28 protein-coding genes and 4 pseudogenes are annotated in these 25,720 nt (G+C 66.8%); 19 read left to right on the top strand and 13 right to left on the bottom strand.

The features are described from left to right. Positions 1 to 19 precede the first annotated feature (19 nt). Positions 20 to 748: a precorrin-4 C(11)-methyltransferase gene (cobM, locus tag BCR55_RS15690; RefSeq protein ID WP_006404807.1), complete on the top strand. Its 729-nt coding sequence runs from the start codon at positions 20 to 22 to the stop codon at positions 746 to 748. Between the two features lie 31 nt (positions 749 to 779). On the opposite strand, the pseudogene BCR55_RS15685 reads toward cobM, so the two are convergent. Next, positions 780 to 1,019, bottom strand: a pseudogene (locus tag BCR55_RS15685) (MFS transporter); the annotation flags it as partial. Here BCR55_RS15685 and BCR55_RS15680 point away from each other — a divergent pair. Continuing rightward, positions 1,015 to 1,210: pseudogene (locus BCR55_RS15680) on the top strand (MarR family transcriptional regulator); the annotation flags it as partial. The pseudogenes BCR55_RS15685 and BCR55_RS15680 sit on opposite strands and share 5 nt — an antisense overlap. A gap of 103 nt (positions 1,211 to 1,313) precedes the next feature. Here BCR55_RS15680 and BCR55_RS15675 read toward each other — a convergent pair. Then, positions 1,314 to 2,018, bottom strand: a complete 705-nt coding sequence (locus BCR55_RS15675) for a glutathione S-transferase N-terminal domain-containing protein (protein ID WP_006404804.1) — start codon at positions 2,016 to 2,018, stop codon at positions 1,314 to 1,316. A gap of 389 nt (positions 2,019 to 2,407) precedes the next feature. Here BCR55_RS15675 and BCR55_RS15670 point away from each other — a divergent pair, with 389 nt between their 5' ends. The 10 genes from BCR55_RS15670 (at position 2,408) to BCR55_RS15625 (ending at position 12,077) form a co-directional block, all read left to right on the top strand. Beyond that, positions 2,408 to 3,565, top strand: a complete 1,158-nt coding sequence (locus tag BCR55_RS15670) for an ABC transporter substrate-binding protein (RefSeq protein ID WP_006404803.1) — start codon at positions 2,408 to 2,410, stop codon at positions 3,563 to 3,565. 49 nt (positions 3,566 to 3,614) lie between these two features. After that, complete coding sequence (locus tag BCR55_RS15665) at positions 3,615 to 4,694, top strand: ABC transporter ATP-binding protein (RefSeq protein ID WP_065494777.1); 1,080 nt, start codon at positions 3,615 to 3,617, stop codon at positions 4,692 to 4,694. A gap of 61 nt (positions 4,695 to 4,755) precedes the next feature. Further along, on the top strand, positions 4,756 to 5,628 hold the full coding sequence (locus BCR55_RS15660) for an ABC transporter permease (RefSeq protein ID WP_065494776.1): 873 nt from the start codon (positions 4,756 to 4,758) through the stop codon (positions 5,626 to 5,628). Continuing rightward, positions 5,628 to 6,551: an ABC transporter permease gene (locus BCR55_RS15655; RefSeq protein WP_006400052.1), complete on the top strand. Its 924-nt coding sequence runs from the start codon at positions 5,628 to 5,630 to the stop codon at positions 6,549 to 6,551. Before BCR55_RS15660 ends, BCR55_RS15655 begins: the two co-directional genes overlap by 1 nt. A 151-nt stretch (positions 6,552 to 6,702) precedes the next feature. Continuing rightward, positions 6,703 to 7,143 carry a hypothetical protein gene (locus BCR55_RS15650; protein ID WP_006414202.1) on the top strand — a complete coding sequence of 147 codons (441 nt, stop codon included), beginning with the start codon at positions 6,703 to 6,705 and terminating at the stop codon, positions 7,141 to 7,143. A 618-nt stretch (positions 7,144 to 7,761) separates the two neighbouring features. Continuing rightward, a complete protein-coding gene (locus BCR55_RS15645; protein WP_006404798.1) occupies positions 7,762 to 7,974 on the top strand; it encodes a hypothetical protein in 213 nt (70 codons plus the stop codon). Positions 7,975 to 8,399: 425 nt separating this feature from the next. Beyond that, positions 8,400 to 9,590, top strand: a complete 1,191-nt coding sequence (locus BCR55_RS15640) for a CaiB/BaiF CoA-transferase family protein (protein WP_053297236.1) — start codon at positions 8,400 to 8,402, stop codon at positions 9,588 to 9,590. Positions 9,591 to 9,602: 12 nt separating this feature from the next. After that, positions 9,603 to 10,580 carry a hydroxymethylglutaryl-CoA lyase gene (locus tag BCR55_RS15635; RefSeq protein WP_065494775.1) on the top strand — a complete coding sequence of 326 codons (978 nt, stop codon included), beginning with the start codon at positions 9,603 to 9,605 and terminating at the stop codon, positions 10,578 to 10,580. Continuing rightward, the gene (locus tag BCR55_RS15630; protein WP_006404794.1) at positions 10,577 to 10,960 is read left to right on the top strand and encodes a VOC family protein; all 384 of its coding nucleotides are present in this window, start codon (positions 10,577 to 10,579) and stop codon (positions 10,958 to 10,960) included. Before BCR55_RS15635 ends, BCR55_RS15630 begins: the two co-directional genes overlap by 4 nt. Positions 10,961 to 11,183: 223 nt before the next feature. After that, a complete protein-coding gene (locus BCR55_RS15625) occupies positions 11,184 to 12,077 on the top strand; it encodes a LysR substrate-binding domain-containing protein (protein WP_006400046.1) in 894 nt (297 codons plus the stop codon). A gap of 54 nt (positions 12,078 to 12,131) precedes the next feature. Here the strand turns inward: BCR55_RS15625 and BCR55_RS15620 are convergent, their stop codons facing one another. Then, positions 12,132 to 13,589, bottom strand: coding sequence for an MFS transporter (locus BCR55_RS15620; RefSeq protein WP_059941034.1), 1,458 nt, complete (start codon positions 13,587 to 13,589; stop codon positions 12,132 to 12,134). Between the two features lie 433 nt (positions 13,590 to 14,022). Between BCR55_RS15620 and BCR55_RS15615 the strand changes: the two genes are divergently transcribed. The 4 genes from BCR55_RS15615 to BCR55_RS15605 all read left to right on the top strand — a co-directional run bounded on the left by BCR55_RS15615 (position 14,023) and on the right by BCR55_RS15605 (position 16,354). Then, entirely contained in the window at positions 14,023 to 15,123 is a 1,101-nt protein-coding gene (locus tag BCR55_RS15615; RefSeq protein WP_065494774.1) for a nitronate monooxygenase family protein, read from the top strand. A gap of 128 nt (positions 15,124 to 15,251) precedes the next feature. Further along, positions 15,252 to 15,623: a GFA family protein gene (locus BCR55_RS15610; RefSeq protein WP_012213319.1), complete on the top strand. Its 372-nt coding sequence runs from the start codon at positions 15,252 to 15,254 to the stop codon at positions 15,621 to 15,623. Next, positions 15,620 to 15,766: a hypothetical protein gene (locus BCR55_RS33050; RefSeq protein ID WP_006404788.1), complete on the top strand. Its 147-nt coding sequence runs from the start codon at positions 15,620 to 15,622 to the stop codon at positions 15,764 to 15,766. Before BCR55_RS15610 ends, BCR55_RS33050 begins: the two co-directional genes overlap by 4 nt. 132 nt (positions 15,767 to 15,898) lie before the next feature. Then, on the top strand, positions 15,899 to 16,354 hold the full coding sequence (locus BCR55_RS15605) for a MarR family winged helix-turn-helix transcriptional regulator (protein WP_006404787.1): 456 nt from the start codon (positions 15,899 to 15,901) through the stop codon (positions 16,352 to 16,354). 311 nt (positions 16,355 to 16,665) lie between these two features. Here BCR55_RS15605 and BCR55_RS15600 read toward each other — a convergent pair whose 3' ends face one another. From BCR55_RS15600 to BCR55_RS15575, 7 genes and pseudogenes are all read right to left on the bottom strand, one after another. Continuing rightward, entirely contained in the window at positions 16,666 to 16,998 is a 333-nt protein-coding gene (locus BCR55_RS15600; RefSeq protein WP_065494773.1) for a DUF4148 domain-containing protein, read from the bottom strand. Between the two features lie 71 nt (positions 16,999 to 17,069). Further along, positions 17,070 to 17,399: a DUF4148 domain-containing protein gene (locus BCR55_RS15595; protein ID WP_006404784.1), complete on the bottom strand. Its 330-nt coding sequence runs from the start codon at positions 17,397 to 17,399 to the stop codon at positions 17,070 to 17,072. A 60-nt stretch (positions 17,400 to 17,459) separates the two neighbouring features. Beyond that, entirely contained in the window at positions 17,460 to 17,789 is a 330-nt protein-coding gene (locus BCR55_RS15590; protein ID WP_006404783.1) for a DUF4148 domain-containing protein, read from the bottom strand. Between the two features lie 59 nt (positions 17,790 to 17,848). Continuing rightward, positions 17,849 to 18,268: an organic hydroperoxide resistance protein gene (locus BCR55_RS15585; protein ID WP_065494772.1), complete on the bottom strand. Its 420-nt coding sequence runs from the start codon at positions 18,266 to 18,268 to the stop codon at positions 17,849 to 17,851. Positions 18,269 to 18,543: 275 nt separating this feature from the next. Continuing rightward, a pseudogene (locus tag BCR55_RS33425) lies at positions 18,544 to 18,792 on the bottom strand (RidA family protein); the annotation flags it as partial. A gap of 208 nt (positions 18,793 to 19,000) precedes the next feature. Then, on the bottom strand, positions 19,001 to 19,228 hold the full coding sequence (locus BCR55_RS30965; RefSeq protein ID WP_244104630.1) for a hypothetical protein: 228 nt from the start codon (positions 19,226 to 19,228) through the stop codon (positions 19,001 to 19,003). Continuing rightward, positions 19,225 to 20,043 (bottom strand): response regulator transcription factor, encoded by an 819-nt coding sequence (locus BCR55_RS15575; RefSeq protein WP_065494771.1) that lies wholly within the window; start codon positions 20,041 to 20,043, stop codon positions 19,225 to 19,227. The genes BCR55_RS30965 and BCR55_RS15575 overlap by 4 nt, the downstream gene beginning before the upstream one ends. A 173-nt stretch (positions 20,044 to 20,216) precedes the next feature. Here BCR55_RS15575 and BCR55_RS15570 point away from each other — a divergent pair, with 173 nt between their 5' ends. Further along, entirely contained in the window at positions 20,217 to 21,062 is an 846-nt protein-coding gene (locus BCR55_RS15570; RefSeq protein WP_065494770.1) for a carbon-nitrogen hydrolase family protein, read from the top strand. A 135-nt stretch (positions 21,063 to 21,197) separates the two neighbouring features. Continuing rightward, a complete protein-coding gene (locus tag BCR55_RS15565) occupies positions 21,198 to 22,538 on the top strand; it encodes an APC family permease (RefSeq protein WP_006410724.1) in 1,341 nt (446 codons plus the stop codon). Positions 22,539 to 22,714: 176 nt separating this feature from the next. Here the strand turns inward: BCR55_RS15565 and BCR55_RS30955 are convergent. Both BCR55_RS30955 and BCR55_RS15560 read right to left on the bottom strand, forming a co-directional pair. Then, positions 22,715 to 23,049 (bottom strand): annotated as a pseudogene (locus tag BCR55_RS30955) (ISNCY family transposase); the annotation flags it as partial. 291 nt (positions 23,050 to 23,340) lie between these two features. After that, entirely contained in the window at positions 23,341 to 23,829 is a 489-nt protein-coding gene (locus BCR55_RS15560) for an aminoacyl-tRNA deacylase (RefSeq protein WP_006404776.1), read from the bottom strand. A 465-nt stretch (positions 23,830 to 24,294) separates the two neighbouring features. On the opposite strand from BCR55_RS15560, the gene BCR55_RS15555 reads away from it, so the two are divergent. After that, on the top strand, positions 24,295 to 24,582 hold the full coding sequence (locus tag BCR55_RS15555) for a YciI-like protein (RefSeq protein ID WP_006400027.1): 288 nt from the start codon (positions 24,295 to 24,297) through the stop codon (positions 24,580 to 24,582). Between the two features lie 6 nt (positions 24,583 to 24,588). On the opposite strand, the gene corA is transcribed toward BCR55_RS15555, so the two are convergent. Beyond that, positions 24,589 to 25,566 (bottom strand): magnesium/cobalt transporter CorA, encoded by a 978-nt coding sequence (gene corA, locus BCR55_RS15550; RefSeq protein ID WP_006404775.1) that lies wholly within the window; start codon positions 25,564 to 25,566, stop codon positions 24,589 to 24,591. Positions 25,567 to 25,720 lie beyond the last annotated feature (154 nt).

Here is a 25,720-nt window from a genome sequence, read left to right as displayed (position 1 = left end):
CACTGACGGAGTTTTTTCGATGACGGTGTATTTCATCGGCGCGGGTCCCGGCGACCCGGAGCTGATCACGGTGAAGGGCCAGCGCCTCGTACGCACGTGCCCGGTGATTCTGTATGCAGGCTCGCTGGTGCCGGCGGCCGTGCTCGACGGCCATCGCGCGGAGCAGGTCGTCAATACCGCCGAGCTCGATCTCGACGCGATTGTCGCGCTGCTCGCCGACGCACATGCGAAAGGGCAGGACGTCGCGCGCGTGCATTCGGGCGATCCGTCGCTCTACGGCGCGATCGGCGAGCAGATCCGCCGGCTGAAGGCGCTCGGGATTCCGTACGAGATCGTGCCGGGCGTGACGGCCACGGCCGCATGCGCCGCGACGCTCGGCGTCGAGCTGACGCTGCCGGGCGTCGCGCAGACGGTGATCCTCACGCGCTTCGCCGGCAAGACGACGATGCCCGAAGGCGAGACGCTCGGCTCGCTCGCCGCGCATCGCGCGACGCTCGCGATCCATCTCGGCGTGCGTCATCTCGCAAAAATCGTCGACGAGGTGCTGCCGCATTACGGGCCCGACTGCCCGGTCGCGGTCGTGTATCGCGCGAGCTGGCCCGATGAGGAACGCGTCGTCGGCACGCTCGCCGATATCGTCGCCAAGGTGCGGCACACGTCGATCGAACGCACCGCGCTGATCCTGGTCGGACGCGTGCTCGACGCGCAGGGGTTTGCGGATTCGACGTTGTATGCCAGTGCGGGGTAATCAGGCGCGGGCCGGCGCCTGATCGCAGCGCTTACGCCCGCACGACGCGCCGCGTCATGCCCGGCGCGAAGCCGGCCGCGAGCACGAACAGCACGACGCACAGACAAGCCGTCGCGACCCACGCAGGCGTCAAATCCGCGAGATGCTCGCGCACGATGCCCGCCGCGAACGGAAACAGTCCCGCGATTAGATAGCCGACGCCCTGCACGAAGCCCGTCAGCGATGCCGCATCGGCCGGCGTCGCCGCATGGTCGACCGTGACGATGGCCGACGGGCGTGGCACGCTGGTCGCGCGCTCGTGCGCTGATCGACGAAGCGGTGGTCGCGCACGTCGACGACCAGCGCGCGATGCTGGCCGCGTTGTCGGCCGCAGAGCAGGCGCAGCTCGCGCGGCTGCTCGACCAGCTGCTGGCCGGGCTGGAGCGCACGGTCGACGGCAACGATGGCAACGATGGCGACTAGCGACGCGCGCGTCGCGCAAGCGTCGACACAAAAAGAGACGCCCGCTGCGCGATGCAGCGGGCGTCGATCGAAGCAGGCGGCCCGCACCGGGTGCGGGCGCGACTCAGTCGCGCGCCGGGATGTTCAGCCCGCGCACGACGGCCGGCCGCGCGACGAACGCCTCGAGCGCGCGCGCGACGTGGCGGAACTCGCCGAAGCCGACCAGATCGCCCGCTTCGTAGAAGCCGACGAGGTTGCGCACCCACGGGAAGATCGCGATGTCGGCGATCGTATAGGTATCGCCCATCATCCACTGCCGGTTCGACAGATGCGCATCGAGCACGCCGAGCAGGCGCTTCGACTCGGCGACGTAGCGGTCGCGCGGACGCTTGTCCTCGTACTCGCGGCCTGCGAACTTGTGGAAGAAGCCGAGCTGGCCGAACATCGGCCCGATCCCGCCCATCTGGAACATCACCCACTGGATCGTCTCGTAGCGGCCGGCCGGATCCTTCGGAATCAGCTGGCCGGTCTTGTCGGCGAGATAGATCAGGATCGCGCCCGATTCGAACAGCGGCAGCGGCTTGCCCTCCGGACCGTTCGGGTCGAGGATCGCGGGAATCTTGTTGTTCGGGTTCAGCGACAGGAACGCCGGCGAGAACTGGTCGTTGGTGTCGAAGCGCACGAGATGCGGCTCGTACGGCAGTCCCGTTTCCTCGAGCATGATCGACACCTTGACGCCGTTCGGCGTCGGCAGCGAGTAGAGCTGGAGACGGTCGGGATGCTGGGCCGGCCACTTCTGCGTGATCGGAAAGGCGGACAGATCGGACATGGGGATACGTTCGTCGAGTTGAAGGATCCGCGCCCGGGCGCCGCCGCAGCGTGCGCCGCGAGGGCGGTGCGATCGTGGCGGCGGCGCGAGCGGGCGCGCCGAAAACGCCCACTGTAGCCGATTCGGGAAACGGGTGCAGGACACCGCGCGGCGCATGCGCGGTCCGGCGCGGCACCGCGAACCGTCAGACGAACGCGGCGCGACGTTATATGACGTCTTAACACGCGAAACGCACCGAGCCGATTCCTCGGCCGGACGCCGTTTCATTAAAGCTTTTTGTTAGGGAAATTCCCGTCCCCGTTGTCACGGTTTTTTGTTGACCGACATCGTATAACGCCGTCATGATTTCGCGAAAGAAAGGTCCCATCCACTGACCGCAGAGAGGAGACATGAACACAACCAGGATCGTTCGCCGGATCGCCGTCGCGCTGGGTTTCACGTTGTCGGCTGCGGCGGCCGTCGCCGCGCCCGTGTCGCTGAATGTCGTCGACGTCGCGGGCAACCTGCAGCTCACGCAGAAGGCCATCGAGGCGTTCAGGGAAAAGAATCCGAATCTCGTCTCGAACGTCACGTTCACGAACGCGCCGGCGCCGCAGCTGCCGGGCAAGATCAAGGCGATGCAGGCGGCCGGGCGGGCGGACATCGACCTCGTGCTGACCGGCACCGACGCGCTCGCGGCCGGCATCGAGCAGAACCTCTGGCTCAAGCTGCTGCCCGACCATGCGGCCGCGCTTCCCGGCGTGCTCGACAAATATGCGCCGGGCCCGCGCAAGATGCAGGATCTCGCGCAGGGTTTCGGGCTCGAGGTCACCTACATGCCGGCCGGCCCGCTGCTCGAATACAACCCGGCGAAGGTCGGCGAGCCGCCGAAGACGCCCGAGCAGCTGCTCGCCTGGTGCAAGGCGCATCCGAACAAGCTGATCTACGCGCGGCCCGCGAACTCGGGGCCGGGCCGCACGTTCCTGATGGGGCTGCCGTACGTGCTCGGCGACAAGAATCCGCAGGACCCGATCAACGGCTGGGACAAGACCTGGGCCTTCCTCAAGCAGCTCAACGACTGCATTCCGTACTACCCGGGCGGCACGTCGGCCGTGATGAAGGAGCTCGGCGAAGGTACGCGCGACATGACGGTGACCGTCACCGGCTGGGACATCAACCCGCGCGCGCTCGGCATCGTGCCGGCCGACTTCCGGATCCAGGCGTTCGACAACATGACGTGGGTGAACGACGCGCACTACATGGTGATTCCGAAGGGCGTGCCGAAGGACAAGCTCGACGTGCTGTTCAAGCTGATGACCTTCCTGCTCGAACCGGCTCAACAGGCGATGACCTACGACGACGGCTACTTCTATCCGGGCCCGGCCGTGAAGGGCGTGACGCTCGAGATGGCGCCCGCGCACAGTCAGGACGTGATCCGCAAGTTCGGCCGCCCCGAATACGCGAAGCTGCTCGCCGAGCGTCCGCACGTGCAGCCGCTCAGTGCGCAGGCGATGGTCGCCGCGTTCCAGAAGTGGGACCGCGAGATCGGCTCGCAGAAGTCGAAGTGACGGTCGAACCCGCGGGCGCCGGTGCGCCCGCGTCATCGGAGTGTGGGGCATGAAGCACAGTTTCGAACGGTTGCGGCTCGATGGCGTCTGTCGCAGCTTCACCAACGCGGAAGGCGCGCAGGTGGCCGCGCTGAACGGGCTCGACCTCGACATCCGGCGCGGCGAGTTCATTGCGCTGCTCGGCCCGTCGGGCTGCGGCAAGTCGACCGCGCTGAACTGCATTGCCGGGCTGCAGCCGCTCACGCGCGGCGGCATCTGGCTCGACGACACGCGCATCGACGTGCTGCCGCCCGAGCGTCGCGGGTTCGGGATGGTGTTCCAGAACTACGCGCTGTTTCCGCACATGACCGTGCTCGACAATGTCGGCTTCGGGCTGAAGATGCGCGGCGTGCCGAAGCACGAAGCGCGCAGTCGCGCGCAGCAGGCGCTCGAACTCGTGCAGCTCGTCGGCCACGAAGGCAAGCTGCCGGGCCAGCTGTCGGGCGGCCAGCAGCAGCGCGTCGCGATCGCGCGCGCGATCGTGATCGAGCCGCCGCTCGTGCTGATGGACGAGCCGCTGTCGAACCTCGATACGAAGCTGCGCATCGAGATGCGCGCGGAGATCCGCCGCATCCACACGCAGCTCGAGCGCGCGACGATCTACGTGACGCACGACCAGGACGAGGCGCTGTCGATGGCAGACCGGATCGTCGTGATGAAGGAGGGCGTCGTGCAGCAGGTCGCGTCGCCGAAGGAGGTCTATACGCGCCCGCACAACCTGCACGTCGCGCGCTTCATGGGCTATCGCAACGTGCTGCCGTTCACGCTCGAAGGGATGGCCGGCGACTACGTGACGGTCGCGGCCGCCGGCGTGCGTCTCGCGGGCGTGCCGATGGCGGGCTTCGACGGCAAGGCGGTCGCGGTCGCGCTGCGGCCCGACGATATCGAGCGCGCGGATGCCGCCGCCGACAACACGTTCGAGGCAACGGTCGAGACGGTCGAATACGGCGGCCGCGATTCGCTGATTCGCGCGCTCGCGCCGTTCGGCGCGATCTGGGCGCGCGTGGCGGGCGAGTTCGCGTCCGGCGAACGGTTGACGCTGCGCGTCGCGCCATCGCGCACGCTCGTCTATCCGGGAGACGCGCCATGACCGCGTGCTGCCCGCTCGTCCGCATGCCGCGCGCGGCACGGGCCGCCGGCCGGGAGGCCGCATGAGCACGCTCGCATCCGGCAGCGCGCCTCGCGACGCGAAGGCGTGGCTCGTCACGCCCGCGCTCGCGTTCATCGCCGCGCTGTTCATCTACCCGTTCGCCTACGGCCTCGTGCTGTCGTTCGAGCCGATGAACGGCGGCGGAATGCTCGCGAACTACGTGCAGTTCTTCACCGATACCGCGCTGTGGCCGACCGTGCTCGTCACGCTGAAGCTCGCGGTGCCGGCGACGCTGATCAACGTCGGCGTGTCGGTGCCCGTCGCGTTCGCGCTGCGCCGCAATTCGCCGTACCAGAAGTTCGTGACGACGCTGCTCGTGATCCCGGTCACGCTCGGCACCGTGCTCGTCGCGGACGGGATGCTCACGTACTTCGGGCCGAACGGCTGGTTTCCGCAGGCGCTGCACGGGCTGCATCTGTACGCGGACGAAGTGCGCCTCACGCACAACTACTGGGGCGTGCTGCTGTCGCTGATCGTGTCGGGCTTTCCGTTCGCGTTCCTGCTGATGCTCTCGTATATCAGCGGCATCGACCCGACGCTCGCGCGCGCGGCCGCGACGCTCGGCGCGAATCCGTGGCAGCAGTTCCGCCAGATCTATCTGCCGCTGCTCGTGCCGGGGCTCACGATGGCCGCGTGCCTGTCGTTCGTGCAGGCGTTCTCGGTGTTTCCGTCGGCCGTGCTGCTCGGTGCGCCGGCCGGCCCGACGCGCGTGATCTCGATCGCGGCGGCCGAAGCCGCGTTCGAAAACTACGACTACTCGCTCGCGTCGGCGATCGCGATCGTGATGGGCTTCGTGCAGCTGCTGGTGGTCGCGTCGATGCTCGGCGCGCGCCGTTTCTTCTACTCGGGTCCGGTGACGGGAGGCAAGGGCTGATGGCGACCGACAATCATGCGGCACCGGCCTGGCCGCCGAAGCAGGAGCCGCAGGACGCGCGACCGGCCGATACGCCGAAGCCGCGTGCGTTGCGCGGCGGCCTGACGGGCCGCGCATGGCATGCGCTCGTCTGGGCCGTGATGGCGTTCTTTCTGCTGAACGTGCTGCTGCTGATCGCGACCGTCGCCGTGAATTCGGTCGCGACGCGCTGGTTCGGCACGCCGCTGCCGCAGGGCTTCACGCTGCACTGGTACGCGAAGGCGTGGGAGGACTTCCAGCTCGCGAGCGTGTTGTGGGTGACGGTCGAGGTCGTCGGCGCGGTCGTGCTGCTGTCGATCGCGCTCGGCGTGCCGGCCGCCTATGCGCTCGCGCGCGTGCAGTTCCGCGGCAAGCGTTTCGCGCTGCTCGTGTTCCTGCTGCCGCTGATGGTGCCGCCCGTCACGTACGGGATTCCGATGGCGACCGCGATGTACAAGATCGGGCTCGCCGGCACGCTATCCGGCGTGATTCTCGCGAACCTCGTGCCGGCGCTGCCGTTCGTGATTCTCGTGATGACGCCGTTCATCGAGCAGATCGACCCGAACCTCGAAGCCGCCGCGCGGATCTTCGGCGCGAATACGTGGCGCTATTTCCGCTACGTGCTGCTGCCGCTGCTCGTGCCGGGCATGCTCGCGGCCGGGCTGCTCGTGCTCGTGCGCACGATCGGGATGTTCGAACTGACCTTCTTCACCGCCGGGCCGAGCACGCAGACGCTCGTCGTCGCGCTGTACTACGCGGTGTTTTCGACGGGCGTGCGCGCGCCGCAGTCGATCGACGCGATGGCGATGATTTACATGGCGATCACGCTCGTGTGGGTCGTGATCGCGCTGCAGTTCGTGAGCCCGACGCAGCTCGTGAGCCGCGTGAAGCAGGAGCGTCAGTAGCGTCGCGAGCGCGTGCCGCCCGCACGATCGGTTACAAATGGATACCGCGCGCGTCGCGCGGACGTTGCAGACTACGCGGCGTACCGGCCCCGCGGCGCGCGCATGCGCGGCGTCGCAGGCCGCCCGCTATCGACCGATCGACGAATACTCCATGAAGTTTCACTCGCTGCTGATCCTCGGCTGCGCCTCGACGCTGCTGGCCGCCTGCAACCTGATCCACGACGGCCCCGGATCGTCGGACGTCGATGCCGCGGTGCGCCGCGCGCTCGAAGCCGAGAACCACGGCGGCCTGAACGCGCTATTCGGCCAGCCGCTGCCGGTGTCGGCCGACGTCGTGTCGGCGCGGCCCGACGGCGACTGCAGGAAGGCCGGCGAACGGACCTATACGTGCGACGTCGTCGTCACGTGGCGCAATGCCGATTACGCGCCGTCGCGCGCGAACCTGACGTTTGTGCAGGCCGCCGACGGCACGTGGCAGACCTCGGGCGTCGACGCCGCGATCGCGACCGGCGCCGCCAAATCGCTGATCGACAAGATCGGCCGCGCGTGGCCCGGCAACGGGGCGAGCGGCACGTCGGCCGCCGCGCGGTGATAGAGCGTTCGGCGTATCACGCTGGCGGCGACAGCGGGAGCGGCAGCGACAGCGGCATGGCGCGGCGTGCGCCAATGCGAATCCGCTGGACATGATTCGACGCGATTCGCCCGGCGGCATCGACGTGCAGACGCAGGCTGCGACGGCGCGATAGCGCTCGACACGTCTGGCTCCCGCGCCAACGGCCGTGGCCTCAGCGACGCGCACCTCGCCGGCCTGAATGTCGTCCGGACACGCGCTCTTGAACGGCTTGTAGCCGGCGAGTTCGAGTCGACTCAGCTGCGCAACCACTTCGGCACGCGTCACGGGCCCGTTGGCCGGCTGCGCGAACGACCCGAACGAACGCGAGCGGTGCCGCGATCGCAGCGGCAGCGACGAGCAGGGAAAGGGCGGCTTTCCTCATCTTCCGGCTTTGCGTCAAGACGCGAGGCCGACGCAGCCCGATTGCCGCACTGGTCCCATCATCGCTTTCGACAGGCGCTTGACGGCGGCTTAACGGCGAAAAAGGGCGCGAACATCGCGCCCGGCCGCCTCCCGCGCATCTTCGGTATGACGAATTCGATATAGGGAAAACCCTTATCTTGCGTTACAATGTCGGCCTTGCTGAAAGGTCGAACCATGCCTGAACGTTTCCAAACCCTCGAAAAATTCATGTTCTCGCTCGTCGTGATGTCCGCGGTCGTGTGCTCGGCATTTCTCGCGTACGAACGCCATCCGGAAATCAAGATCGCGCTGCAGCAAGGCGAAGCGCTGATGCGCGAAAGCGCGAAGTACTCGACGATCTGCTCGCCGTCGAAGGTCGATCCTTGCGTCGAGATGTCCGCTTACTGAGCGGCGTCGCAACTGAACCCGCGTTTTGCCGACTTCCGCCGTCGCGTGACGATGCTCGCGCGACCGGCGGCGCTGCTGTAAATCGGCTCGCCTAACGGGCTTGCCAACCGGCTTGCCGACCGGATCGCCAACCGCGCTCCAGCCGGCCTGATCGCGGCTACCTGAGCCGCCGTCCTCTCTCCGCCATTCCCCTCGTCATACACCACCGCCCCGCATCCGCGCGGCGCCGGTCCATTCCCCCGTCATCGTCGCTTCTGCGCTTTCCGCCCGGGAAAGTACGCGCCTCTCCACTACCAACGCACCGTCGATCGTCCGCGCACGCCTTTCCGAAACGGAAAGGGCGCTTGAGCATCGATCGATTTTCGCGCCGCGCAAACGCGGTCATGATCGCCGCCATGGACCTCATCATCTGATCGGAGACAGTCATGACAACACCGCTCGACGGCATCCGCGTCCTCGAACTCGGGCAACTGATCGCCGGGCCGTTTGCCGGCCGGATGCTCGCCGAATTCGGCGCGGACGTGATCAAGATCGAGCCGCCCGGCGTCGGCGACCCGCTGCGCAAATGGCGGCTGCTGCACGACGGCACGTCGGTATGGTGGGCCGTGCAGTCGCGCAACAAGTCGTCGGTGACGCTCGATCTGCGCACACCCGAAGGACAGGACGTCGTGCGCCGCCTCGTCGCCGAAGCCGACGTGCTGATCGAGAATTTCCGCCCCGGCACGCTCGAAGGGTGGGGGCTCGGCTGGGACACGCTGTCGGCGATCAACCCGCGGCTCGTAATGCTGCGCGTGTCGGGCTACGGCCAGAGCGGCCCATACCGCGACCGGCCGGGCTTCGGTGCGATCGCCGAAGCGATGGGCGGGCTGCGGCATCTGACCGGCGAGCCGGGCCGGACGCCGGTGCGCGTCGGCATCTCGCTCGGCGATTCGCTGTCCGCGCTGCACGGCGTGATCGGCGTGCTGCTCGCGCTGAGGCATCGCGATCGTCCGGGCGGCACCGGGCAGGTCGTCGACGTCGCGCTGTACGAGTCGGTCTTCAACATGATGGAAAGCCTGCTGCCCGAATACGCTGTGTTCGGCACGGTACGTCAGCCGTCCGGCAGCAGCCTGCCCGGCATCGCGCCGACCAACGCGTATCGCTGCCGCGACGGCAAGTACGCATTGATCGCCGGCAACGGCGACAGCATTTTCCGGCGGCTGATGGACCTGATCGGCCGGGCCGACCTCGGCCAGGATCCGGCGCTCGCGCACAACGACGGCCGCGTCGCGCAGGTCGAGCGCCTCGATGCGGCGATCGGCGCCTGGACCGCGCAGCACGATCTCGACGACGTGCTCGCCGCGCTCCATGAAGCGCGCATTCCGTCGGGCCGCATCTACGACGTCGCGGACATCGCGTCCGATCCGCACTACCGTGCGCGCGACATGATCGTCGAAGATGCGCTGCCGGACGGCACGCCGGTGCTCGTGCCGGGCATCGTGCCGAAGCTCGCCGCGACGCCGGGACGCATCGCACGGCCCGCGCCCGCACTCGGCGCGGATACCGACACGGTGCTCGAATCGCTCGGCATCGATGCGACGACGCGCGACGACTGGCGCGCTCGCGGCGTGATCTGACGGAGGCTCAACATGGACGCTCGACACCAACGGTACAAACGGCTCCATCTGCACGAAGTCGCGCCGCGCGACGGTCTCCAGAACGAAGCGGCATTCGTCGACACCGACGCCAAGATCGCGCTGATCGACGCGCTGAGTGCGTGCGGCTACGCGAAGATCGAAGTCACGTCGTTCACGTCGCCGAAGGCGATCCCCGCGCTGCGCGACGCGGAGGCCGTGATGCACGGCATCGCGCGTGCGCCGGGCGTCGTCTACACCGCGCTCGTGCCGAACGTGCGCGGCGCGGAGCGCGCGCTGTCGTGCGGCGTCGACGAGGTGAACCTCGTGATGTCCGCGAGCGACAGCCACAACCGCGCGAACCTGCGGATGACGCGCGAGCAGTCGTTCGCGCAGCTGCGCGAGGTGATCGAGGCGGTGCGCGGCACGGGCATCGCGATCAACGTGTCGCTGTCCACCGCGATGGGGTGCCCGATGGAAGGCGACGTGCCCGCCGAAACGGTGCTCGCATGGATGCAGCGGTTCGCCGATCTCGGCGTGCACGGCTTCACGCTCTGCGACACGACCGGCATGGCGTTTCCGTCGCAGGTGCGCGACCTCTGCGAACGCGCACGCGCGCGCTTCGGTGCGCTGCCACTGACGCTGCACTTTCACAATACGCGCGGAATGGCGCTCGCGAACACGCTCGCGGCGCTCGACGCCGGCATCGACCGCTTCGACGCGTCGCTCGGCGGCCTCGGCGGCTGCCCGTACGCACCGGGTGCGACCGGCAACGCATGCACCGAGGAGCTCGTGCACATGCTCGAGCTCGACGGCTACGACACCGGCGTCGATCTCGCGGCCGTGCTCGCCGCGGCCGCACGATTGCCCGCGCTGATCGGTCACGACGTGCCGAGCCAGTTGCTGAAAGCCGGGCGCCGCTCGGACCTGCATCGTCCGCCGGCCGAAGCGATCGCAGCGCCGCGCGTTGTCCTCGATGGAGCACGCACATGACGCTGATCGATCGCATCGACCATCTCGTGCTGACCTGCGTCGATCCCGAGCGCACGCGGCAGTTCTATGTCGACGTGCTGCAGATGCGGCTCGAAACGTTCGGCGCGGGCCGCATCGCGTTCCGCTTCGGCAACCAGAAGATCAACCTCCACGTGCGTGGCGCGGAGTTCGAGCCGAAGGCGCACCTGCCGGTGCCGGGCGCGCTCGATCTGTGTCTGATCGCAGCCGTGCCGCTCGACGACGTGATCGCGCACCTCGCACGCGTCGGCTGGCCGATCGTCGAAGGGCCCGTCGAGCGCACGGGTGCGACGCAGCGGATCCGTTCCGTCTACGTGCGCGATCCCGATCTGAACCTGATCGAGATCGCCGAGCCTATCTGAACCAACCGATCTTGCCGAGCCAACCGGCGCGGCAGCGCCGTCTCGCACGTGCGGCGCGCCTGTCCGCCCACGGCCGCGCCGACTGTCAACCTGCCGATCCCGCCGCCGCCCGCGGCCCGCCGACGCATGCGTGCGCGTATGATCGGCGTCAGGCCGATGCGTGCCCGCGCATACCGCAGCGGCACGGGCGCGGCTTTCTCCTCAGGCTTTCCAGGACCCGCCCATGGTGAACCCGCTTCATTTCGATCTGCAGTCGTTGCGCGTATTCGCGCTCGTCGCCGAGCACGGCAGTCTCACCAAGGCCGCCGAGCACGGGCAGCTCACGCTGTCGGCCGTCAGCAAACGCATCGCGGAACTCGAGAGCGTGACGGGCAGCGCGCTGTTCGTCCGGCATGCGCGCGGCGTCGAGCTGACGCCTGCGGGCCGTGCTCTGCTCGATCATGCGGCGAAGATTCTCGAACAGGTGAACCGGATGGCGCACGAGATGAGCGACTACGCCGCCGGCGTGCGCGGACACATCCATGTGTGGACGAACACGTCGGCGATCGTCCAGTTCCTGCCCGCCGATCTCGCCGCGTTTCTGACCGACAACCCCGGCATCCGGATCAGCCTCGCGGAGCGGCTCAGCCACGAAATCGTCGATGCGCTCGCGGCCGGTCAGGCCGATCTCGGCGTGTTCGCGGACAACGTGCCGGCGCCCGGCATCGAGCGCCGCGTGTATCGGCGCGACGAACTCGTGCTGCTGGTGCCGCGCGGCCATCGCTTCGCGACGCGCGAGCGGATCCGCTTCGCCGAGACGCTCGACGAGGATTACGTCGGGCTCAGCGACGGCAGCTCGCTGCTCGCGCGAATGACCGATGCGGCGTTCGCGGCCGAGCGGTCGCTGAAGCTGCGGATCCAGGTATCGAATTTCGACGGTGTGAGCCGGATGATCGAGGCCGGGCTCGGGATCGGCGTGCTGCCGCGCGACGCCGTGACGGGCGAGCGCGCGGCGCGGCTCGGCGTCGTGACGCTCGAGGATGCGTGGGCCACGCGCACGCTGTGGGTCGGCGTGAAGGCCGGTGCGGCGCTGACCTCCGACATCGCGAAGCTGTTCGACTTCATGTCGGCACGCTGAGGCGCCGACACGCAAACGGCCGGGCGGCGCGCGACGCGCGACGCGCCCGATTCGTCACACCGGATTGATCTCGTCCTGGCTGCGCCGCGTGGTCAGCGGCCCGAGCACGCGCAACGTGATCGCGACGATCGCGAGCGCGACCGAGATCGTGCCGAACATCGCGCCCGCGCCGCCGCGCACGAGCACCGGCAGCAGCACGAACGGCAGCGCGCCGCTGACGATGCGCGACAGCGCGTACGTGCTGCCGATCGCGGTCGAACGCACGCGCGCCGGAAAGATCTCGGCCTGATAGACGTGATACGCGTTGCTGAACACGTTCGACGCGCAGGTCGTCAACACGCCGAAACAGACGATCAGCACCGTATGGTTCGAATACGCGAAACAGAGCCCGAACGCGGCGATCGACAGGATCGACGCGATCACGAGCGTGCGGCGCTCGATGCGATGGAGCAACGGAATCGACAGCAGCGAGCCGAGCGGATAGCCGAGAAACGACAGCGCGAGGAACAGCGTGCTGTCCGTCACGTCGAAGCCGCGGCTTTTGACGACGACGCCCGCAAGCGTGCCGAAACCGTAGTAGCCGAAGCCCTGGAATAGATGAAAGATCACGAGCATCGCGTAGCGCGCGCCGTACGGCCGGCGGCGCAGCAACGCGAGGCGCTCGCCGAGCGCGAGCGGGCGCTGCGGTTCGACGGGTGGCGCGAAACGTTCGGGCATCCGTACGCCGGCGCTGTCCGCGAAGCGCCGTAGCGTCGCATATGCTTCGTCGTCGCGCCCCTGCGCGAGCAGCCAGCGCGGGCTTTCCGGCAACCGGTGCCGCACGAACAGCACGTACACCGCACCGAGGCTGCCGATCGCCAGAATGATTCGCCAGCCGGCCACGCTGCCGACATGCAACGGGTTGAGCCACAGCGCGAGAAAGCCGACGAGCGGCACTGCAACGTACGACGTCGTGTACGCCCACGCCGCGAGCCGTCCGCGCTTGTCCTTCGGCAGGATCTCGGACAGGTAGCTGTCCGCGACCGGATAGATCGCGCCGACGCCGATGCCGGTCAGGAACCGGCACGCGACGAGCATGTCGGCGTTCACGGAGAACGCCCCGATCAGCGAGAACGCGCTGTACCAGACGAGCGTCAGCAGGAACGCGCGACGACGCCCGATGCGGTCCGCGACACTGCCGAGACATAGCGCGCCGACGAACATCCCGATGAACGCGGACGCGAGCAGAAGCTTGAAGTCGGCGCTCTCGCGGTTCAGCCCGAATTCGCTTTGCAGCGCGGAGCCGATCGTGCTGACGAGAAAGATCTCGTACATGTCGAAGAACAGGCCGATTCCGATCACCCAGACGACGAACCGGTGCAGCGCGCCGACCGGCAGGTCGTCCATGAAAGCGCCGAGCGTGACGTCGCGTGCGGAAACGGGCGCCGGCTCGGCGGCGGAGCGGGCGGCAGGCGGCGAGGCAGGTGCGGGCGGCGCCGCGCGGCCGCCGAGATCGAGGGAAGGGATGGTCATCATGTCTCCGATTGTTGAAACCGCCGGGCATCGCGCCCGGGCGGCGACGGCGCGGCACAACGGCGCGCCGGCCATGCGAATCGCGTCAGTCCCGCGTGGCGCCGCGAGGGCCGGATGCGCGGGCTGCGCCGATCGTCCGACACATGCTCCGCGAATTTGCGGCTGCCGATAATTGAGGATGTCTCAAGCGTCCTTTCCCGTGCAGAAAGGGTGCGCTGCGCGGGCGCGCACGGGGCTACGGTATAGACAGCCTGCATGCCCGTTTCTCGCCGCGCGCGATCTTCCGAGTGCCATAAACCGGATCGATGCGATGGAGGTGTTCGTCGTCACGCTCGCCTGCCCGTGACGTACGATGGCGCAGCGACGCGGCGCGCGTGCCCGCACCGGCGCCCGATTCGACCGACCTTTCGATCGCGATACAGGAGGCAACGACATGAACGCATCGACCGATAACCGCGCGCTGCTGCGCCAGCTCGGCATCCGCGTGCCGATCGTCCAGGCGCCGATGGCCGGCGTCAGCACGCCGGCGCTCGCAGCCGCGGTGTCGAACGCGGGCGGGCTCGGCTCGCTCGGCGTCGGCGCGACGAATGCGGACGGCGCGCGCAAGATGATCCGCGACACGCGCGCGCTCACCGACCGGCCGTTCAACATCAACGTGTTCTGTCACCAGCCCGCGCGCGCCGATGCGGCGATCGAACGCGCGTGGCTCGACTGGCTCGCGCCGGCGTTTCGCCAATACGGCGCGACGCCGCCGGCGTCGCTGTCGGAGATCTATACGAGCTTCATCGCCGATCCCGCGATGCAGGCGATGCTCCTCGAAGAAAAGCCGGCCGTCGTCAGCTTCCATTTCGGGCTGCCGTCCGCCGACGTGATCGCGGCGCTCAAGCGCGCCGGCGTCACGCTGTTCGCGTCCGCGACGAATCTCGACGAAGCGCGGCAGATCGCCGACGGCGGCATCGACGCGATCGTCGCGCAGGGCGTCGAGGCCGGCGGCCATCGCGGCGTGTTCGATCCAGCTGCGCGCGACGACCGGCTCGGCACGTTCGCGCTCACGCGACTGCTCGTGCGCGAATGCGCGCTGCCCGTGATCGCGGCGGGCGGCATCATGGACGGCGAGGGGATCGCCGCGGCGCTCGCGCTCGGCGCACAGGCCGCACAGCTCGGCACCGCGTTCGTCGCGTGCCCCGAAACCTCGATCGACGACGGCTATCGCCGCGCGATCCTCAGCGACGCGACGCGGCACACGACGTTCACCGCGGCCATTTCGGGTCGCGTCGCGCGCGGCATTGCGAACCGGTTCACCGCGCTCGGCGACGATCCGCGCGCGCCGGTCACGCCCGCCTATCCGATTGCCTACGACGCCGGTAAAGCGCTGCACGCGGCAGCGAAGGCGAAGGGCGAATTCGGCTACGGCGCGCAGTGGGCCGGGCAGGCCGCGCCGCTCGTCCGCTCGCTGCCCGCCGCCGAGCTGTTCGCGACGCTCGAGCGCGAGACGCGCGCCGCGATCGCGCGACTGCAGCACGCGCTGGACTGAGCGCATCTACGCGGCGGCGGCCGCGGGATTGCAACGTCATGTATCCGCGCGCAACGCGGATACAGTGCGATACGCAGCCGTTGCGCGCGTTCGCTATAACGCAGATATCGCCTTTTCCGGAGCACGCGATGTCTGCCACCTGGTTCAGCGGATCCTGCCATTGCGGGGCCGTCCGCTTCGAAGTGAAAGCTGCCCTCACACCGGCGGTGCGCTGCAATTGCAGCCTGTGCCGCCGGCGCGGCGCGCTGATGAGCCCGATGTTCGACGGGCGCGACCTGAAGATCGTCGAGGGCGAGCGCATGCTGAGCACGTATCGCTTCAACACCGGCACGGCGCGTCACTATTTCTGCAGCCGCTGCGGCGTCTATCCATTCCACCAGACGCGCATGGATCCCGCGTGCTGGCGCGTCAATCTCGGCTGCATCGACGGCATCGATCCGTATGCGCTCGACGCCACGATCGCCAACGGTGCGAGCCTGTCCGTCGTGGAGGACGCATGAAACGCTGGCTGACGATCCTGCTGTTCGCCGCGGGCGGGCTCGCGACCGAAATCGCGCATCCGGTGCAATGCTCGCTGCTGTCCGTCGGGCGACTGTCGTCGGTCGGCGACCGCCGGCGCCGGGACGACGCAACGCGCATCTGAGCTCGCGCGCCGCTTCGCCGCGCGGGCCGCGCGCCATCGTCGATCGCGAACGATTCTCCTGCTTCCGATTCGATCGCATGCGATATATAATGCGCGTATCTGCGACCGTTTCCGCGTCGAAGGAGAACGCCGATGAAACCGAACGATGCACAAGCGCCGGCCACGCCGAAGCTGTCCGAATTCCTCTGTTTTGCGATCTATTCGACGAACCTCGCGTTCGGCAAGGCGTACAAGCCGATCCTCGAGGAGCTCGGTCTCACTTATACGCAATACATCACGATCATCGCGTTGTGGGAGGAGGGCAGCCTGACGGTCGGCCAGCTCGGCGAGAAGCTGTTCCTCGAATCGAACACGCTGACGCCGATCCTGAAGAAGCTCGAGGCGATGGGTTATCTGGAACGCCACCGCGATCCGTCGGACGAGCGCCAGGTGCGCGTGAGCCTCACCAAGAGCGGCCGCCGCGTGCGCGAAAAGGGGCTCGGCATGAACCTCGTCGAGGCAACCGGCTTGAAGCCCGATGAATTCGCGAAAATGCAAAAGGCAATCGTCACGTTGCGCGGCAATCTGATCGATTCGATCGAAGACTAGCCGACGTCGGGCCGGCGAAGCGAATGCGAGCCGGCCCGTTTCTTACTTCCCCCGCGTTTCTTGCTTTACCCGTTCATGCGCGCTTAGCCGACGCGTCGCGGCGCGCCATTTCGTCGAGTGCGCGAAGCATTCGCAGGCTTATCCGTCTTGAATCTCGGCGATGTGCATCGCCTGCAAACGCCGACAACGCCGTCGGCACAGTCACGTTCGCACTCGCTTGCCGTCATGTGTCGCCTCCAAAGAAAAAGCGCACGCGATTACATCGCATGCGCTTTTTGTGTCGGCGGACGGCGGCGGTTTCGCCGCGCCGCTCAATGCCCGAAGTAGACCGAGCGCTCGACCGTACGAACGGCGCGGCGGCTGCCGGACTGCGTCGCGGCGTCGGCCTCGCGGCCGTAGCCGGACGTCTGCGTGTCCGCGACGGCGATGCCGCTGTCGTGAACGCGCTTCAGCGCGGCCTGCAGATTGTCCGGATAGTTCGGATCGTTCGGCCGGTTCGGCTGGTAGCCGGCTTGCTGGAGCGCGGCCAGTTCGGCGCGCAGTTGTGCGCGCGTGACGGCAGCGCCATCGGAGGCAAACGCCGGTGCGGCGAGCGCGGCGGACACGGCAGCGAGAAGAGCGGCAAGCAGTGGGGTTTTCATCATCGACCTCGACAAAAAAGGATGGGTAAGGTGTGCGTCGTGCGCCGATCGTCGGCGCCCGCGCGCGGGTTCGTTCAATGTCCGAAGTAGATCGAGCGGTCGGCGACGCGCGTTGCGAGCCGGCTGCCCGATTGCGCGACCGGTGCCGCATCGCTGCCGTATGCGGACGCCGACGCAGACACCGACGCCGGAGCATTCGTGTGAATCCGCGACAGCGCGGCTTCCAGGTCGGCCGGATAGTGCGGATCGTTCGCACGGCCTGGCGCGTAGCCGGCCGCTTCGAGCTGGACGAGCTCCGTGCGCACTTGCGCACGCGTCAGCGCGGATTCATTGGCGAATGCCGGCGCCGCAACGGCGGCGGACACGGCAACGAGAAGAGCGGCGATCAACTGTGTTTTCATCATCGACCTCGATAGAAAGAGAAAGGATTCAAGACTTCTTCAGGTATGGCGGCGAAGCGGCGCTCAATGACCGAAATAGACGGAGCGCTCGGCGACACGGACCGCCGCACGGCGGCCGGACTGCGTCGCGGCGTTGCCGTCGCTGCCGTACGCGGTGCGCGACGCGGCGCCGGCGATCGCATCGTCCGCATGAAGCTGCGAAAGTGCCGCCTGGACCGTGCCCGGATAAGTCGCGTCGCTGGCACGGTTGACCGCGTAGCCGGTCTTTTCGAGTTGTGCGAGTTCGGCACGTACCTGCGCACGCGTGACGGTGGAGGGATTCGCAAAGGCCGGCGCGGCAACGGCAGCGGACGCGACGACGAGCAGGGTGGCAATCAGTCGGGTTTTCATCATTCACCTCGGTAGAAGATCGGGAATTCGGCGGAGCGGCGTGCTGCCGCCCGATGCATGAGTCAGACGATGCGGATTTCGACGTCGATGTTGCCGCGCGTCGCCTTCGAATACGGGCAGGTCTGGTGCGCGGTATCGACGATCTGCTGTACGACGTCGCGATCGAGGCCCGGCGCGCTGACGTTCAGCCGCGCCTGCAGAAAGTACGCGTTGCCGCCCGTCCCGAGATCGACTTCCGCGTCGACCGACAGATCGGCGGGCAGCGTCACCTTCGCGGCACGCGCGGCGAGCTGCATCGCGCCGATGAAGCATGCGGACCAGCCGGCCGCGAACAACTGCTCGGGATTCGTGCCGTCGCCCGCGCTGCCTGGCGACGACAGGCGGATGTCCAGCCGGCCGTCGGAACTCCGCGCGCTACCGTCGCGGCCGCCGGAAGTCGTGTGCGTCTTGCCCGTGTACAGCACTTTGTCGATCTTGCTCATGGTTTGCTCCGTCAGTGGAAGGTTTTGTTCAGATGCGATTCGATCGCATACGATGGAGTTTCGTCGACGGATCGCGCAATGTCAAGCGCGCTCGATTAAATCGCATGCGATGTTTTGTATTTCAATGTATCGAAAACCGGCTACGCCTTGTGCGGGAACGGTCTCGGGCGATCGGACGGTGCCGCGATCCGCCGCGGCCGGACACGGTTCGATATGGAAAAGCGGGGGCGGCGCAGCGGCATCGGCGCCGAGCGGGCCGGGCGAGCCCATGTATGACGAATGTCGGCGATCACGACGAGAATCACGGCCGTATCGACGGGCGACTGGCGTTGCGAAAACGCCGAGCTCCTGTGGCTGGCCTTGTCGGGAAGCACCGTCGCGAACAGGTGGGACGCGCCGTCGACGACGGCCGGCTGCCCGAGGAAGCCGTCGGCCGATGCGACGTGCCCGTCGACGCGAACGATGTGGCGCAGCCGGTCGAAGCCGCTGAAGTGTCGGCGAATTTGCGCGAGCACGTTCAGCGCATCGCATCGCCGGCGCCACCCGTAAAGGTCAGAGGCTTCGATGCCGACCGGATCGAACGCCGATGGGCGAACCTGTAGGCGCGGCCGAGGCGAGTTCGAACGCCCACGGTGGCGCGACAGTCTTGCGTCGCACCAGCAAAGGGCGATGCGCACGGTGCGGGCGTATGGCGGCACAAACGACGGGACGGCGAGGGCGGAAGTGCCGTGTTCAGGCATGGCGGCTTGCCGCCGGCGAAACGGTCGGGTTGATAAAAACTTGGCGCTCGTCGGGATAACTTTTCTTATCACAATAGCCATATTGAAATCCAAAACTGGCGATTTCGAAAACGCGTCTCACGTCGTCCGGCATCCTGTTTCGATGGTGAGCAGGAACGAAACCGGAACAGGGAAGGGCGACAACATCGTCGATTGCGCTCGCATGCGCGTCGCGAATCACGCCGGCTCGTTCGCCTTTCCGGCGTCGTAGAACATCGCGAACAGTTCTGACTGGGAGCTGATGCCGAGCTTCGCGTAGATGTGCTTCTTGTGCGCGCGCACGGTTTCGAACGAGATCGACAATTTTTCGCCGATCGCGCGCGACGAAAACCCGCTCAACGACAGCATCGCGACTTCGATCTCGCGCGTCGTCAGCGCGCCGCGTCCGCTCTTGCCGGTCAGCATCCCGAAGCGCGCATGCGGGTCGGGCGCGTCGCCGCCGGCAGGGCGGGGCGCCGCTTTCGTCGCGAATTTCTCGAAATGCAGCCGCTGCTGCATCAGCGACAGCACCCACGGCGAGTACAGCGTCAGCAGCGCAATTTCGCGTTCGTCGTATTTGCTGGTCTTGCCGAGAGAAAAACCGAGCGTGTGGTCGCGATCGATCACGACGTTGAAATGCACTTCGTCGCCGACAATGTTTTTCTTGAAATAGCGCTGGTAGTACTCGGTCATCCGGAAGTTGTCCGGCGCGACGTCGGCCAGCGTGTAGAAACCCGATGCCTGCATTTCGAATGCCGCGAGGTAGAACGGATCGAGCTGATAGAGCGCGGCCAGATAGTCCTGGAACATCACGTCGATCTTGCCGTCCGGCATGGCCTGCTCGGCGAGCACGAGCGGCGCCGCATCGCGCGCGAAACACAGCGCGACCCAGTTGTCGAAACCGACGTGACGCTCGAGCACGCGCGTAAGCCGTGCCCAGAAGTGCGGGCCATCGAGCGCATCGATGGCCGAGCCGATCTCCCGATGAAAGGCGAGATCTCGCCATTCGAAGTCCATCGTGTGCTCCGGTGAGGGTAACCCTGGCGGGGAATTTCGAGCCAAAAATAATACCCCGATAATCGACACCGGTTCGAACGGCGGCCGCACGGGCGCCGTTCCGGTTCGCGAAGTGCCGCGCGGCGCGCAATGCGCGCGGCACAGATGAAAGGTAATTGGAAGGAGACGGCTTCATGCAGGTGGAACTCGCGCAACTATCGCTGATCGACGGCGACGTCGCGCACAACACGCACAAGGTCATCGACGCGATCGCACGCGTCGACGTGGCAGGCGGCACGAAGCTGATCGTGTTTCCGGAAACGACGCTGTCGGGTTTTCCGACGCGAGAGAACGTGGTCGACGTCGCGCAGCCGCTCGAGGGCCGCGCATTGTCCGCGGTGCGCGACGCGGCGCGGCAAAAGGGCGTCGCCGTCGCGGTCGGCCTGGCGGAGCGCGACGGCGACCGGTTCTACAACACGACGGTGCTCGTCGACGAGCAGGGCGACATCGCGCTGCGCTACCGCAAGACGCATCTGTGGGCGTCCGACGTCGGCGTGTTCGCGCCGGGCGACCGCTTCGCGACCTGCCGCTGGAACGGCCTGACGGTCGGCGTGCTGATCTGCTACGACATCGAATTCCCTGAAACCGCGCGCGCGATCGGCTCGCTCGATGCCGATCTGCTCATCGTCACGAACGGCAACATGGACCCGTTCGGTCCCGTGCATCGTCGTGCGATCGCGGCGCGCGCGATGGAGAACCAGATGTTCGCGTTGATGGTGAACCGTTGCGGCACCGGCGACGACGATCTGACGTTCGCCGGCCTGTCCGCGCTCGTCGATCCGTTCGGCGACACGGTGCTCGAACTGGGTCGCGACGAGGCGATCGCGCGCACGCGCATCGATCCGACGCGTCTCGAAGCAAGCCGCGAGCACTACAACTATCTGCACGACGCACGCGTGCCGCTCGGCCTCGTACCGATCGAACAGCCGGACGGCCGGCGCGCGCTCGCAATCGAAACGCCTCGACAGCGCGTCGGCTGACGCGGTCCCGATCTCGGTCCATTCACGGCATCGCGCGCCCCTGCGTGCGTGCGGTACCGGCTCATCCAATCGAAATGCCGGCCGCAAACGGCCCGAAGGCATTCGCATCGGCCCCCGCGGGGCCCAGGAGATAACATGCAAGCGTCGTCGTCCCAAGAATCGCCGCGCCTGAAGCGCACGCTCGGCCTGCCGTCCGTGCTGCTGTTCGGTCTCGCCTATATGGCTCCGCTGATCGTCTACGGCACGTACGGCGTGCTCGCGAAGGCGAGCGACGACACGGCCGCGCTCGCCTATCTGCTCGCGCTAATCGCGATCGCGTTCACGGCGCTCAGCTACGGCAAGCTCGCGCGTCTCTATCCGGCCGCGGGCTCCGCGTACACGTACACGCGCAAGACGTTCAGTCCGCATGTCGGCTTCATGATCGGGTGGGCGACGCTGCTCGACTACTTCTTCCTGCCGATGGTGATCTGGCTGATCGGCGCGGCGTATCTGAATGCCGCATTTCCTCATGTGCCGACGTGGATCTGGATCGTCGCGTTCATCGTGCTGACGAGCGGCCTGAACATCGTCGGCATCGAGCTGGCCGCGCGTTTCAATATCGTGCTGATGATCGTGCAGCTGGCGATCGTCGCGATGTTCGTCGTGCTGTGCTGGCACTACGCATCGGCGGCAGCGGGCGCGGGCGGGATCGCGATGGCCGAACCGTTCTTCAAGCCGCACGTGCCGTTCGGCGCGACGATGGCGGGTGCCGCGATCGCCGCGTATTCGTACCTCGGCTTCGACGCCGTGTCGACGCTGACCGAGGAAACGATCGATCCGAAGAAGAACATGCCGCGCGCGATCCTGCTGATCGCGCTGATCGGGGGCGCGATTTTCGTGATCGCCGCCTACACGATGCAGCTCGCGCATCCGGGCGTCGCCTTCAAGGACACGGATTCGGCCGCGTTCGAAGTCGCGAAGATGATCGGCGGCGATCTGTTCGTGACCGTGTTTCTTGCCGGCTTGATCCTCGCGCAATTCGCGTCGGGCATCTCCGCGCAGGCGAGCGTGGGGCGGCTGCTCTATGCGATGGGCCGCGACGAAATCCTGCCGAAGCGCGTGTTCGGGTTCATCCATCCGCGCTTCAAGACGCCGGCGATCAACATCGCGCTGGCCGGCATCGTCGGGCTCGTCGCACTGAGGCTGGACGTCGCGACGTCGACGTCGTTCATCAACTTCGGCGCGTTCCTGGCATTCACGGCCGTCAATCTGTGTGTGATTCGGCTCTACCTTTCCGGCAATCATGGCGAGCGCCGGATCGGAGTGGTCGGCGGACTCGTTTTTCCGGCGATCGGTGCGGTGTCGGATATCTGGCTGCTTGTCAGCCTCGAGAAAACGGCGATCGTGCTGGGTGTCGTGTGGTTCGTGCTCGGGCTCGTGTATTTGTGCTGGATAACGCGGCTGTTTCGTCAGGCACCGCCGGAAGTCGCGATCTGAGCGGAACGAGGAGGGTGCGGGTGGCGGTGTGTTCGGCGCGCCTGCTTCCTTCGCCTGTTGACGCGTTTGCGGGTCGGGCCGATGACATGGCGTTCCTCGGGACGCTCGTTGATGGGTTCCGGTTCGCCGGCGCGCCGGAGACGGCGATTGATAGAGTCTGCCGTCGATCTAGATCAGTCACCCGGACAAGTCCGGCGCACTCGCGGCTGGTAGACCTTCGGCGAACACTGCCGGCGCGGAATCCACAAACCTGCGTCTGTCATCAGCCGCCGGACCGTTTCCTTGGCGAGCGGGATGCCGTGGCATTCCCGGAGCTCCTCGCGGGCCAGCGTCGGACCGAAGTCCGCGTAGCGATCGCGGATGATCGACAGCACCCGACCAGCCGTCATGCCGTCAGCCCGAGTCGCTCGGCCGCGCGCCACGGCTTGAGCTTGCCGTCCGCCACGTCCTGAATAACCTTGAATCGGTCCAGTTCTCGCATCGTCATCGCGATCCGTTCTGTCGCAGCCATCGAAGCTCCCGGCGCCGGACAACCGGCCGGATAGCTTACGCGGCACGAAAGCGGACATTACAACTTAGCCGCTACAACCGTTTGGTGTGATAATTATGATTATGTCAAATAATGAATTTCCACAAAGCAACGTGTAAAACCCGCCCACACTAAGCGTGCCGAACGGCCACACCCGCTTCCAGCGGCCACCATCCGGCAAACCGCAAACTCATCCGCTCGACCACCGACGCACGCACCGGCCGCGGCGACCGTCACCGGCCGCCGCACCATCCAACCGACGCATCGTCCGCCTCAGGACAACATCATCCCTTGCATCCGATGTGAAAAATGCGCGCGCTCGGCCGTCTCCATCAGCGACAGAAATTCGTCCTGCGTCATATGGATCAGCGCTTCGTGGTCACCGGCCTCGAAATAGACTTCCGGCTGCTGCGCAAGCCGTTCTTCGAGGAAGGTTTTCATCCCGTACGCCATGCAGACCGGCGGCAGCGCGCCCATGTCGCAATCCTTGAACAGTTCGCGCAGTTCGACCTCCTTGGCGAGCACGAGATGGCGCCCCGTCTTGACCCATAGATCGGACAGACGCACGGCATGCGTCGTCGGCAGCACGGCGGCGACGTAGCCCTCTTCGTCCTCGAGCAACACGGTCTTCGCGAGCCGATCGCCGGGAATATGCGCGGCGGCGGCCGTCTCCATGCTCGTATGGCTGTACGGGTGATACACGACTTCGTATCGGGATGATTTCTGGCGCAGGCAATCCTGCAGGGTGGCTGACACTGGCATGGCACACCTCGTCTGGACTGGACAAGTGGGCAACGCGGGCGAACGAAGCTCGCTCCGGATTCGTTCAGCATAGGTCGCATTCGCGCCGATGGAAATCGGATCTGTCGGCGTGTCGGCCGGCGCACTTTTCCGATCGGCACCGATTTTTGCCGTGCCGTCGCGCGCCCTCGCCGCGCGTAAAAATTGCGTTGAACCTATGCCGGATAACCGCAATACAGGCCCGCTTTCTGCAGACTGAAGCGGCAATGCGCTGAAGGTGCGGAAACGCGGACCGAAGTGGCCGGCGGCGAACGGGCGGACCGTTAGTTGCAAAGGACGGAGCAGCGATACGAGCCGCAGCGACGACTTCGCGACGCGCGGCGCGAAGCACGACGCACCGTCATCGAGGGCCGCCAAACGCCGCCCGCTGTCCTATACTGACCGCGCCGCGCGCGATCCCGCGCGCCGACCGATCCCGGAGCCATCATGCATTTCCAGCTGATCTACGATCTCGTCGACGACTATCTGGCCCGCCGCGAAGCATTTCGCGCCGAGCATCTGGCGCTCGCGCGGGCCGCCACCGAACGCGGCGAACTCGTGCTCGCCGGCGCGCTCGCCGATCCGGCCGACCAGGCCGTGCTCGTGTTCGAAGGCGATTCGCCGGCCATCGCCGAGTCGTTCGCGCGTGCGGATCCGTATGTGCAGAACGGACTCGTCAAATCGTGGCGCGTGCGGCCGTGGCGCGTCGTCGTCGGCAAGCACGCGCCGCGCTGATCGCGGCTACAGCCACCCTGCGCGTTTGAAGCGCCACCACAGCGCGAGATCCGCGGCGACCATCACCGCGATGCAGCCGTAGAACCCGTATTTCAGGTGCAGCTCGGGCATGTTCGCGAAGTTCATCCCGTAAATGCCGGCGATCATCGTCGGGATCGCGAACAGCGCGGCGAACGAACCGAGCCGCTTGGTCACCTCGTTTTCGGCGAGCGAGATCATCCCGAGATTCACCTGGATCGCCGTCACGACCATCTCGCGCCGCCCTTCGATCGTCTTCACGATCCGCTGCAGATGGTCGTACACGTCGCGGAAATAGTTGACCATCCCGCTGCAGACGTTCGGAATGCGGCCGCCCGTCAGCTTCGCGAGCGGCTCGATCAGCGGCGCGGTGTGCTGATACAGCAGCACGAGCCGGCGCTTCAGCGAATAGAGATCCTCGATGATCGCGCGCGACGACGCCGTCGTCGCCTTCGCGAAGATGCGGTCCTCGAGCTCGTCGAGCTCGTTGCCGAGTGTCTCGAGAATCGGAAAGTAGCGATCGACGACCTGATCCATCAGCGCATAGAACACGAACGCCGACCCTTCGCGCAGCAGCTCGGGCTCGCGCTCGCAACGCTTGCGCACTTCGCGGAAATCCTGCTCGGTATGGTTGCGGATCGACAGCACATAGTTCGGGCCGACGAACAGGTTCAGTTCGCCGACCTTGAATTCGCCGTCGTCGTCGAGCTCGACCGTATGCAGCACGGCGAACAGCGAATCGCCGTACTCCTCGATCTTCGGCCGCTGATGCCCTTTGCGTGCATCCTCGAGCGCAAGCTCGTGCAGCCCGAACTCCTCGCCCATCAGCTCGAGCTCCTCGGGCGTCGGGTCCTTCAGCGCGACCCACACGAAGCATTCGGGCTTCGATACGTAGTCGCTGATGGCCTCGATCTCGATGTCGGCGAGCTTGCGGCCGTCCTGATATGCAGCGCAGTTGATCAGCATGTTGTCGGATGATGTTGCCGTTTTCCCGTCAGTTTACCGGTTTGCCGCGCGCGCGGCCGGCTTGCACCGTGCGCCGATATTGGTCATGATCGGACTCTCGCGCGTCGCCGCCCGCGCACCGGTACGCACGGCCGGGCGAACGCGACCATGCAGC

Origin of the sequence: Burkholderia sp. CCA53, from assembly GCF_001685525.1 — a bacterium.
Taxonomy (GTDB): Bacteria; Pseudomonadota; Gammaproteobacteria; order Burkholderiales; family Burkholderiaceae; genus Burkholderia; species Burkholderia multivorans.
The sequence above is the reverse complement of the archived record's forward strand: the minus strand, read 5'-3'. Positions and strand labels throughout refer to the sequence as shown.

Excerpts from the sequence above, each read along its gene's own strand:
- cobM (WP_006404807.1), top strand. The coding sequence starts at position 20 with ATGACGGTGTATTTCATCGGCGCGGGTCCCGGCGACCCGGAGCTGATC.
- BCR55_RS15675 (WP_006404804.1), bottom strand. The coding sequence starts at position 2,018 with ATGTCCGATCTGTCCGCCTTTCCGATCACGCAGAAGTGGCCGGCCCAG.
- BCR55_RS15670 (WP_006404803.1), top strand. The coding sequence starts at position 2,408 with ATGAACACAACCAGGATCGTTCGCCGGATCGCCGTCGCGCTGGGTTTC.
- BCR55_RS15665 (WP_065494777.1), top strand. The coding sequence starts at position 3,615 with ATGAAGCACAGTTTCGAACGGTTGCGGCTCGATGGCGTCTGTCGCAGC.
- BCR55_RS15660 (WP_065494776.1), top strand. The coding sequence starts at position 4,756 with ATGAGCACGCTCGCATCCGGCAGCGCGCCTCGCGACGCGAAGGCGTGG.
- BCR55_RS15655 (WP_006400052.1), top strand. The coding sequence starts at position 5,628 with ATGGCGACCGACAATCATGCGGCACCGGCCTGGCCGCCGAAGCAGGAG.
- BCR55_RS15650 (WP_006414202.1), top strand. The coding sequence starts at position 6,703 with ATGAAGTTTCACTCGCTGCTGATCCTCGGCTGCGCCTCGACGCTGCTG.
- BCR55_RS15645 (WP_006404798.1), top strand. The coding sequence starts at position 7,762 with ATGCCTGAACGTTTCCAAACCCTCGAAAAATTCATGTTCTCGCTCGTC.
- BCR55_RS15640 (WP_053297236.1), top strand. The coding sequence starts at position 8,400 with ATGACAACACCGCTCGACGGCATCCGCGTCCTCGAACTCGGGCAACTG.
- BCR55_RS15635 (WP_065494775.1), top strand. The coding sequence starts at position 9,603 with ATGGACGCTCGACACCAACGGTACAAACGGCTCCATCTGCACGAAGTC.
- BCR55_RS15630 (WP_006404794.1), top strand. The coding sequence starts at position 10,577 with ATGACGCTGATCGATCGCATCGACCATCTCGTGCTGACCTGCGTCGAT.
- BCR55_RS15625 (WP_006400046.1), top strand. The coding sequence starts at position 11,184 with ATGGTGAACCCGCTTCATTTCGATCTGCAGTCGTTGCGCGTATTCGCG.
- BCR55_RS15620 (WP_059941034.1), bottom strand. The coding sequence starts at position 13,589 with ATGACCATCCCTTCCCTCGATCTCGGCGGCCGCGCGGCGCCGCCCGCA.
- BCR55_RS15615 (WP_065494774.1), top strand. The coding sequence starts at position 14,023 with ATGAACGCATCGACCGATAACCGCGCGCTGCTGCGCCAGCTCGGCATC.
- BCR55_RS15610 (WP_012213319.1), top strand. The coding sequence starts at position 15,252 with ATGTCTGCCACCTGGTTCAGCGGATCCTGCCATTGCGGGGCCGTCCGC.
- BCR55_RS33050 (WP_006404788.1), top strand. The coding sequence starts at position 15,620 with ATGAAACGCTGGCTGACGATCCTGCTGTTCGCCGCGGGCGGGCTCGCG.
- BCR55_RS15605 (WP_006404787.1), top strand. The coding sequence starts at position 15,899 with ATGAAACCGAACGATGCACAAGCGCCGGCCACGCCGAAGCTGTCCGAA.
- BCR55_RS15600 (WP_065494773.1), bottom strand. The coding sequence starts at position 16,998 with ATGATGAAAACCCCACTGCTTGCCGCTCTTCTCGCTGCCGTGTCCGCC.
- BCR55_RS15595 (WP_006404784.1), bottom strand. The coding sequence starts at position 17,399 with ATGATGAAAACACAGTTGATCGCCGCTCTTCTCGTTGCCGTGTCCGCC.
- BCR55_RS15590 (WP_006404783.1), bottom strand. The coding sequence starts at position 17,789 with ATGATGAAAACCCGACTGATTGCCACCCTGCTCGTCGTCGCGTCCGCT.
- BCR55_RS15585 (WP_065494772.1), bottom strand. The coding sequence starts at position 18,268 with ATGAGCAAGATCGACAAAGTGCTGTACACGGGCAAGACGCACACGACT.
- BCR55_RS15575 (WP_065494771.1), bottom strand. The coding sequence starts at position 20,043 with ATGGACTTCGAATGGCGAGATCTCGCCTTTCATCGGGAGATCGGCTCG.
- BCR55_RS15570 (WP_065494770.1), top strand. The coding sequence starts at position 20,217 with ATGCAGGTGGAACTCGCGCAACTATCGCTGATCGACGGCGACGTCGCG.
- BCR55_RS15565 (WP_006410724.1), top strand. The coding sequence starts at position 21,198 with ATGCAAGCGTCGTCGTCCCAAGAATCGCCGCGCCTGAAGCGCACGCTC.
- BCR55_RS15560 (WP_006404776.1), bottom strand. The coding sequence starts at position 23,829 with ATGCCAGTGTCAGCCACCCTGCAGGATTGCCTGCGCCAGAAATCATCC.
- BCR55_RS15555 (WP_006400027.1), top strand. The coding sequence starts at position 24,295 with ATGCATTTCCAGCTGATCTACGATCTCGTCGACGACTATCTGGCCCGC.
- corA (WP_006404775.1), bottom strand. The coding sequence starts at position 25,566 with ATGCTGATCAACTGCGCTGCATATCAGGACGGCCGCAAGCTCGCCGAC.